The following is an 8548-nucleotide window of genomic DNA, read 5'->3' on the forward strand; positions in this document are numbered from 1 at the left end:
GACCCGAAGGTCTCCCGCGCACAACTGCCGTAACGGGCAGCCGTGCAAGTGTGCCAAAGCCTTCGCAAAAAACGCAGTACTTTTGCACTTGATCCCAGGTCGCCAAACCTGATCGCCATTTGGGGCGACGGGAAAGACTATAGATTTGGGCGGCCAAGGCGGACAAGGTGAGAGATTCCGAGAGCTTTGTAGGAATTGTGAGACTTCCATGTGGAAACGAACCGACGGTTTCAGCTTCTGTAGGAACAGTCGGATCACGCCGGTTTGAGCATATCTCGTAGTGCGGTTAGGCCCGTTCCTTCAACATTTTTCAGCCGTGCGCTGACGTGTGAGGCTGATGAGGACCTGTGGCAAGGGAGCAAGCTCCCTCGCCACGGGGCTTGTGTTGTCCGGGCACCGAGGTGAAAGCTTTAGGGCCGCTTCGCGGCCCAACGGGGATAAATCCCCTCGCCACAGGGATGCATAAGAATGCACAAGGATGGTCAGCGGGATGCCGTTCAGTGCAGTTCAATGGCTTTTGTGGCGAGGTTGTAACTAACCTTTGAACTCCGCCTGCAACATCGCTAGAAACGCTTTCCTGGCAGGATGCCGGCCAGCGTTTTCATGCCAGTAGAAAAGGTTATCGATGCCTGTCAGCTCCGGGAACTCATACCCTGTCCAGCCAGCCCCCTGGCGGTATTGCTCATAGATCCCACGCGGCACCAGCGAGATGCCGGCACCGGCACTGACGCAGCCGACGATGGCGCCATAGCTGGCGATGCTGATGATCGGTTGTACTTGGTCATGGCGTAGCAACCACTGCTCCAGGGCAAAGCGGTACGGGCAGCCTGGTGGCCACATGAAGATCGCCTTGCCTTGCAGGTCTGCGGCATTGCGCAAGGGGCCGTGGGATTCGGAGGCGATGAGCATCAGGTCTTCGCGGTACATCACGGCGCGCTTGAGTCCCGGTCGTTCCACATCGACCGCCACGATTACACCGTCGAGCCGGTGGTGCTGGGTATCGTCCAGTAACTGCGCCCAAGTCCCCGTGCTCAGTTCCAGCGACACCTGAGGATACTGCGCGTGGTATTTGGCCAGTAACTGAGGCAGGCGCCCCGTGGCGCTGGATTCGATGGCGCCAATGCGCAACGATCCGCTTGGCGTGTGGCTGGGGTTTACCGCGCGGCGGGCTTCTTCCGTCAGGCCGAGGATTTTTGTCGCATAACCCAGGAACACCTCGCCCGCCGGGCTGACCCGCAAGCCGCGGCCTTCGCGGAAAAACAACGGTGTACCCAACTCCCGCTCCAGGGATTTGAGCCGTGCCGTGATGTTGGACGGTACGCAGTGCAGCACTTCGGCGGCGCGGGCGATGCTGCCGGTGTCGCAGACGGTCTTGAGCATGCGCAGTTGGGACAGTTCCATAGCTCACCCAAAGTGAATGGTTGGCTGAGTTTAAGTCACTTGTATTGAGAGTGGGTGGTTTTGATACTTCAGGGTAAATCGACCAGACGCCCAGTGCGCAGGAACTCTGAATGGAAACCCGATGTGTGCCGTTTGAGGGCTTGAAGAACCCCAGCAGACCCCGCGTAAAAGTGATCCTGGCGACCACGTTCGTGATTCTTTGCTGGGCCTATTCGCCCATTGGTATTCGCATCGGCTTGCAGGCCTACGAACCGGGTCAACTGGCGTTGATGCGGTTTCTCATCGCTTCGGTGTTCATGGCCGTCGTCGCGATGGCGAAGGGTATTGCCTGGCCGCGTCTCGGGGATTTACCGTTGCTGGCGGTATTGGGTTTCTTTGCCGTGAGTCTGCACCACATCGCCCTCAACTACGGCCAACGGGGCGTCAGTGCCGCGGCGGCGAGTGTGTTGGCCCAGTCCACGCCGTTGTTCAGCACATTGCTTGCGCATTTTGTCTTCAAGGAAAGAGTCGGCGCTTGGCAATGGGGCTGTGTCCTGTGCGGCTTGCTTGGCGCAGCCGTGGTCGTCACGGGGGATCGAGGCTTGGGTGACATGGACGCCCATGGACTGTTGATCCTGCTGGCGGCGCTGTCCTGGAGTGTGTATTTCGCTTTGCAGAAGCACCATGCCCATCGCTACGACGGCTTGACCCTGGTTTGCTACACCGTCTGGTCGGGCACACTCCTGTTGTTCATTTTCGCACCGGGGATGTTGAGCGCGGCGCGACAGGCTTCGGCTTCGGTGAACCTGGCGGTGTTGGTTCTCGGTATTTTCCCCAGCGCGCTGGCGTACCTCGCCTGGGCTTACGTGCTGGCTCACAGCGACGTAAGCCGAGCCTCCATGGCGCTTTACCTGATACCGCCCACGGCGATGTTGATGGCTTGTCTAGTCCTGGCCGAACGCCCAGTAGCAATGGTGATTGTTGGGGCGGTTATCGTGTTGGCGAGTGTGCTTGCGTTGAATGTCGGGCCGGTGAGTGTGGCGAAAGCCGGCTGATTCTCTAGTGGATGTGGGCAATGATGTTCGATGCTGTCCTGTTTAGGGCTGCTGCGCAGCCCAGCGGGAGCAAGCTCCCTCGCCACGGTTGTGTTTCGAGCTAACAACTTTCGATCGCTCCCGTGCGTGGGAATGCCACTTGGGACAATCAACGTACCGCCACCTTATTTTTTAACCTGATAATCCTGGCCCCACACGCGCACGGTGTCGATTTTCTCGTTCAACCCTTCAAACACAAACTTCTGCCGCACGGCCGTCTTCGGCGGAATGGTGACTTCATCCGGGTTTTCAAACCCTGCGAGCTTGTTGGCGTAACCGGCCTGGTCGATGGCGAGCAGGGCGCCCGTCTGGCCGAGGTTGATCAGGCGCAGTTGCGTGTCAGTGCTGTTCTTGAAGCCGAGGGTGACGCTGAAGGTGTCGTCGACGGGCTCCAGCTTCAGGACTTCGATGGAGACGCGGTCTTTCAGTTGCTCGTTGGAGGAAATGATCGCCGCGCCGTCGGCGCCCTGGGCCGATTCGCGGCCATCGAGCACGCCTTCGCTGACGCCACCCAGCAAGTTCTTGCCAGCGGTAATGAAGCTTGAGACGGCTGCCTTGGTCGAGTCCTTGATGAGGCTGCCGTCGGTTGGCTCGCCTTCGGCGAAGCACAGCGAACTGAGCAAAAGGCTGGAGACGAAGAGGGTGGAGCGTGACGGCAGAAGGTTCATACCTGAGTCCTTGAGGGGGGGCAGCGACATCGCCCGACAACAGGGCGAACGGCAATGATAGCCGTGATCATGGGCCGCTAGCGATCGGCTTCCTTGAGTTTTTCCGACATCTTCACCAGCGTTGCCAACGAGTCCGCATTCATCTTGCGCATCAACGACCCGCGGCGCACTTTCACGGTCACCTCGCTCAAGCCCAGTCGGGCGGCCACCTGCTTGTTCAACAGCCCTGACACGACCAGCTCCATCACCTCGCGCTCGCCGTCAGTCAACGCGTCGTGCCGACGTTTCAACGCGTCGACACCCGCTGCGGCCTTGCGCCGTTCCTGGTCGCGGTTCAGGCCCAGGGTGATTGCATCGAGCAGGTCCTGTTCGCGGAACGGCTTGGTCAGGAACTCCAGCGCCCCGGCTTTCATGGCTTTGACCGACATGGGAATGTCGCCATGGGCGGTGATGAACACCACCGGGAGCTGAATATTCAAACGCGCCATTTCCTGTTGGAAATCCAGCCCACTCAGGCCCGGCATGCGCACGTCGAGGATCAGGCACGCCGGGACGTCCGGCCGTTCGGCGTCCATGAATTCACGGGCCGAGCCGAAGGCCGTGCTCGCCAGGCCCACGGAGGCCAGCAGGTCTTGCAGTGAGGCCCGCACCGAAGGGTCGTCGTCGACGATGAAGACCCTCGAGTCGGCCTGGTCTTGCATGTCAGTCTGGCTCATCGGATTCCCTTGTGACGGCTGGCAGGGTGAAGTGAAAGGTCGAACCTGAGGGCGAATGGCTGGTGGCCCAGAGTCGTCCGTCGTGAGCCTCGATGATCGAGCGGCTGATGGCCAAGCCCATCCCCATGCCATCCTGCTTGGTGCTGTAGAAGGCGTCGAACACCCGTTCGCGGTCGCCGGCCGGCAAGCCATTGCCTTGGTCGGATACCGAAAAGAGCAGTTGCCCAGGCGATTCGAGCGTCACCTGAAACTGCAGAATCCGCTGGTCGACGTCAACCTGGCGCATGGCGTCGAGCGCGTTCATCGCCAGGTTCAGGATCACTTGCTGGATCTGCACTTCGTCCGCCAACATCGGTGGCAGTCCGTCCTGGACCTGCACCTGCAAGGTGATGTTCTGTTCGTTCAGCTCGCCCGTCATCAAGCGCAACGCGGCATAGACCGTGTCGGCCACGTTCAGCCATTGCTTCGTCGGCGCTTGATGCCGGGCCATGCCGCGCAACCGGGCAATGATGTCGCTGGCCCGATGGGTGTCGGCGATGATCCGCTCCACCGCCTGCCGGGCCTTGGGCAGGTTGGGCGGTTCGGTGGCCATCCAGCGCAGGCTGGCACTGCCGCTGGCGGCAACGGCGGCCAGGGGTTGGTTGACTTCGTGGGCAATCGAGGCGGCGAGTTCGCCGAGCATGTTGATGCGGGCGATGTGCGCCAGGTGGGCGCGGGTCTGGTGCACCGTGCGCACGGCGGCCGAGAGACGCAGCGCCAGGTACGTGGTGCCAGCGATGGCGGCGAGGCTGATCAGCACGTTGATCAGGCCGGCCTCTGTGTCGCCAAAACGCGTCAGCCGATAGCTCAGGATCGTCAGGACCATGCAGAGGATCGCGACCCCTGCCACGGCGCGTGCCGGCAGGATTCTCACCGCGATCAGCACCACCACGATCTGGAAGACCCCGACCGCGATTTCCAGGTCGGTGACGGTGTCGATTGCCGCGATGCCCAGGGCCAACCCCAGCAGAAGCAGTAGACGCAGGGTCAACGCCGTTCTTCTCATCGAATGTCCATCGCGCATGCTCCAACGACCAGGCCTGATCCACGCAGTTTATACCGCAGTGTCTCAGGATGGATTGTCCAGGCTGAACTGATCGGCCACTTCGTCGTAGGCGAACAACTCGGCGTAGCGGCCCCATTGCGTGACACAGTCCAGCGTAATGGCGGCGTCGTGTTCGGACATGAAATCTTCCAGTTGGTCACGGAAACGCCTGGCCGGTGCGGTGCGGGTAGGGCGGTCGTCCAGCACCCGGCGCACATGCCCCACCAACGGGACATATTTAAGCAAGTGCTTGGCAAACAGTTGCTTGCGCTCATCCACCGCTGAATCGGCATAGCGTTGCCCGGCCGGCAAGAGGATGATGTGGCCGTCCTGCACGTCGGCCAAGCGCATGAGTTGCAGCACCTCGGCGACAGGTAAAAGGTCACTGGCGGTATAGCGCAGTGCACTGGCGAGCTCGCGCAAGTCCGCTCGGCCGGCAAACGGCTGGTCCTGCACCGCTTCGATCAGCCCGGCCAGGGCATTGCTGGAGATCGATGGCAGGACCATGCCCACGCCGCTGCCGGCAAAGGTCTCCTGGCGTGCGGAGCCGACATTCGCGCCCCCGGCCATCTGCACGTAAATGTGTTCGACCAGGGCTTGGAACGCCGGGTCGGCGCGATTGCGCGGCTGGCTGAGGTCCACGGTGATCTCGCTCATGATCCGCCCCGGGTTGGAGGAGAAAATCAGAATTCGATCACACATCAGCACGGCTTCTTCGATGTTATGGGTGACCATCAGGATCGACCTGATCGGCATGCGCCCCTCACGCCACAAATCCAGCAGGTCGGTGCGCAGCGTTTCGGCGGTCAGTACGTCCAGCGCGGAAAACGGCTCGTCCATCAACAACACATCCGGGTTGACCACCAGCGCACGGGCCAGGCCGACGCGCTGGCGCATACCGCCTGACAGCTCTTTGGGGAAGGCGCTTTCGAAGCCATCGAGACCGATCATGTCGATGGCGGCCAGCGCCCGCCGACGCCGCTCGGGTACTGTCACGCCGAGGGCCTCGAGGCCAACCTCGACGTTTTGCAGCACCGTCAGCCAGGGGAACAGGGCGAAGCTCTGGAACACCATGCGCACCGAGCTCGCCAGCCCTTGGGCATTGCTCGGAAAATCCACCACGCCGGTGGTGGGCGAAATCAGGCCGGCAATGGAGCGCAACAAGGTCGATTTGCCGGAGCCCGAACGCCCCAGCAGACCGACGATTTCGCCCTCGTCCAGGCGCATGCAGACATTGTCCAGAACCCGTCGCTCGGCGCCGCCTGCGGTGCCGTAGACGTGGCCGACTTGCTGCACATCCACGAGGCAGCGTTTGTCCATCACTTGCATTGGATCACCCCCTCAATCAATTCGAAGCCGACGCTCGGCGAAACCGTACAGCGGGCGCCACAGCAGCCGGTTGAAACCCACCACGAAAATCGACATGACCACGACGCCCAGCGCCACTCGTTGCAGATCCCCGGCCGTGGTCGCCTGGGCAATGAAGGAGCCCAGGCCGGACGCGTACAAAGGGTGGTCGCCCCAGGACACCGCCTCGGCGACGATGCTGGCGTTCCATGAGCCGCCCGCTGCCGTGAGGGCGCCGGTGACGTAGTAAGGGAAGACGCCCGGCAGCGCGACCTGGCGCCACCACTGCCAGCCGCGTATGTGGAAGCTGCGCGCCGCCTCGCGCAAATCAGTCGGCAGGGCGCTGGCGCCGGCGATCACGTTGAACAGGATGTACCACTGGGTGCCCAGGATCATCAGCGGCGAAAGCCAGACATCGGGGTTGAGTTTTAGGGCGACGATGGCGATCACCGCGAACGGAAACAGCACGTTGGCCGGGAAGGCTGCCAGTAACTGCGCGACGGGTTGCAGGCGTTCGGCCCAGCGCGGGTTCAAACCGATCCAGACGCCGATGGGCACCCACACCAGGCTAGCCAGCACGATGAGCACGCCGACTCGCACCAGGGTGACCAGGCCCAGGCCAAACGTACTGGCTACGTCCTCCCAACCTAACGTGCTGCCGATGAAGCGCGACAATTGCAGGATGCCGGCGATGCAGGCCACGGCGACCAGGGCGAGCCAAGCCAGGTCGACAGCGCGGTTGACGCGGGCGCTGGTCTTGAAGCGGATGGACGGCAGCCGAGGGATCTTTTCCAGAAACAACGACGCCTTGATGCTGCCCAGCGTCAGCAGCACCAAGGGCACCAGGCGAGTCGAGCGCAGCAGGTCATAGACCCTGGACCGTGGGCGTTTCTGGGAGGCGGTCTGCTCGAAGCGGAATTTGTCCGCCCAGGCGACGATAGGGCGGAAAAACAACAGGTCATAGGCAAGGATCACCGCGACCATGGCCAGCACTGCCCAAGCAATCGCGGCGATGTTTTGCTGCTCGATCGCCAGCGCCAGCCATGAACCGATGCCCGGCAGGCTGACGGTGGTGTCGCCGACGGTGATGGCCTCGGAAGCGACCACGAAAAACCAGCCGCCCGACATCGACATCATCATGTTCCACACCAGGCCCGGCGTGGCGAAGGGCAACTCCAGCCTGATGAAGCGTTGCCATGGCGAAAACGCGAACTGTCGGCTGACCTCGTAAAGATCGTTGGGCACGGTTCTCAGGGATTGATAGAAACTGAAGGTCATGTTCCAGACTTGACTGGTGAAGATGGCGAAGATGGCCGCGCACTCGACACCGGTTTCCTTGCCCGGGAAAAGCCCCATGAAGAACACAACGGTAAAAGTAAGAAAGCCAAGGACTGGCACCGATTGGAGAATATCCAAAGCGGGCAGGATAACGATTGCAGCCTTGCGGCTTTTGGCGGCCAACGTGGCGACGACCAGGGAAAAAACAAACGAAGCGAACAAGGCGATGAACATGCGCAAAGTCGTGCGCAAGGTATATTCCGGCAGGTGCACCAGATCAAGGGACAGCGGTGAAGAGTCAAGCACTCCGAGGGGCTGGTTCATTTGATCCAGGCCATGGAATACAAAGGCAGCCAAGAGTACGAGGAGGCCCAACAGCGCTATATCGGCCCGCCAGGAATTAGCAGGAAGTTGTTCCCGGTTCTTGAAGGGCGTCAATACAGGCGCAAGGAAAGAAGGGCGCATGGATCACCTCTATTTACTGTGCAAAGCCAGAGCTGCGACCACACTTGCGATCATCGGATGTCATGAAGTTGAAGCGCACTTCAACGGGGGCGTTAAATGCCCGGCAAGATTAAGTGCTGCCCGGGCTGAAGGCCACGCTGACTTGGGACATGAAAATATACGTTGGTATATCCGTTTCCCTTGGGAGAGAGAACTTCGCGGTATGGCTTTAACTTTTTTCGCCTATTGAAAGTTGTGCGACGAGGGCGGGAAGGCGTTCGTCTGATCCGTATTTTTCTGCGCCAGGTGCCTCTGTAATGAACCCGGGCCCAGCCCCAGAATAATCACGCGGCTAGCCTATCGGGTTGCCCGTGTGCTGCAATTTTTTGGTCCAGGAGTGCTCATGGCGAAGATGGCGATTTTTCTAGGTGGGTTTTTGGCACTGACTCTTTTGATTGGCGTGCTGGCGACGATTTCGCCCGTGTAGGCACAGGCTGCTGAAGCACCTGTGGCGACAAGCCCACTGCGGTCGATCGC

9 protein-coding genes are annotated in these 8548 nt (G+C 60.9%); 2 read left to right on the forward strand and 7 right to left on the reverse strand.

The genetic code is table 11. The annotated features are described in order from the left end of the window. Positions 1 to 534: 534 nt before the first annotated feature. Positions 535 to 1401 carry a LysR family transcriptional regulator gene (locus V7773_RS29885; protein WP_336076458.1) on the reverse strand — a complete coding sequence of 289 codons (867 nt, stop codon included), beginning with the start codon at positions 1399 to 1401 and terminating at the stop codon, positions 535 to 537. Between the two features lie 110 nt (positions 1402 to 1511). Here V7773_RS29885 and V7773_RS29890 point away from each other — a divergent pair, with 110 nt between their 5' ends. Continuing rightward, a complete protein-coding gene (locus V7773_RS29890) occupies positions 1512 to 2435 on the forward strand; it encodes a DMT family transporter (RefSeq protein ID WP_336076459.1) in 924 nt (307 codons plus the stop codon). A gap of 164 nt (positions 2436 to 2599) precedes the next feature. Here the strand turns inward: V7773_RS29890 and V7773_RS29895 are convergent, their stop codons facing one another. From V7773_RS29895 to V7773_RS29915, 5 genes are all read right to left on the reverse strand, one after another. Then, positions 2600 to 3142, reverse strand: coding sequence for a hypothetical protein (locus V7773_RS29895; RefSeq protein ID WP_063320596.1), 543 nt, complete (start codon positions 3140 to 3142; stop codon positions 2600 to 2602). Positions 3143 to 3219: 77 nt separating this feature from the next. After that, on the reverse strand, positions 3220 to 3858 hold the full coding sequence (locus tag V7773_RS29900) for a response regulator transcription factor (RefSeq protein ID WP_336076460.1): 639 nt from the start codon (positions 3856 to 3858) through the stop codon (positions 3220 to 3222). Next, positions 3845 to 4903: a sensor histidine kinase gene (locus V7773_RS29905; protein ID WP_336076461.1), complete on the reverse strand. Its 1059-nt coding sequence runs from the start codon at positions 4901 to 4903 to the stop codon at positions 3845 to 3847. The genes V7773_RS29900 and V7773_RS29905 overlap by 14 nt, the downstream gene beginning before the upstream one ends. 63 nt (positions 4904 to 4966) lie before the next feature. Continuing rightward, positions 4967 to 6271 carry an ABC transporter ATP-binding protein gene (locus V7773_RS29910; protein WP_336076462.1) on the reverse strand — a complete coding sequence of 435 codons (1305 nt, stop codon included), beginning with the start codon at positions 6269 to 6271 and terminating at the stop codon, positions 4967 to 4969. A 12-nt stretch (positions 6272 to 6283) separates the two neighbouring features. Then, positions 6284 to 8032 (reverse strand): ABC transporter permease, encoded by a 1749-nt coding sequence (locus tag V7773_RS29915; protein WP_442963501.1) that lies wholly within the window; start codon positions 8030 to 8032, stop codon positions 6284 to 6286. Between V7773_RS29915 and V7773_RS29920 the strand changes: the two genes are divergently transcribed. Next, positions 8031 to 8261, forward strand: a complete 231-nt coding sequence (locus V7773_RS29920; protein WP_336076464.1) for a hypothetical protein — start codon at positions 8031 to 8033, stop codon at positions 8259 to 8261. The genes V7773_RS29915 and V7773_RS29920 overlap by 2 nt on opposite strands. Positions 8262 to 8368: 107 nt before the next feature. Here V7773_RS29920 and V7773_RS29925 read toward each other — a convergent pair. Further along, a partial coding sequence (locus V7773_RS29925; protein WP_336076465.1) for a hypothetical protein occupies positions 8369 to 8548 on the reverse strand: 180 nt, incomplete at its 5' end.

Source organism: Pseudomonas sp. 3JA, assembly GCF_036961705.1.
GTDB lineage: Bacteria > Pseudomonadota > Gammaproteobacteria > Pseudomonadales > Pseudomonadaceae > Aquipseudomonas > Aquipseudomonas fluorescens_Q.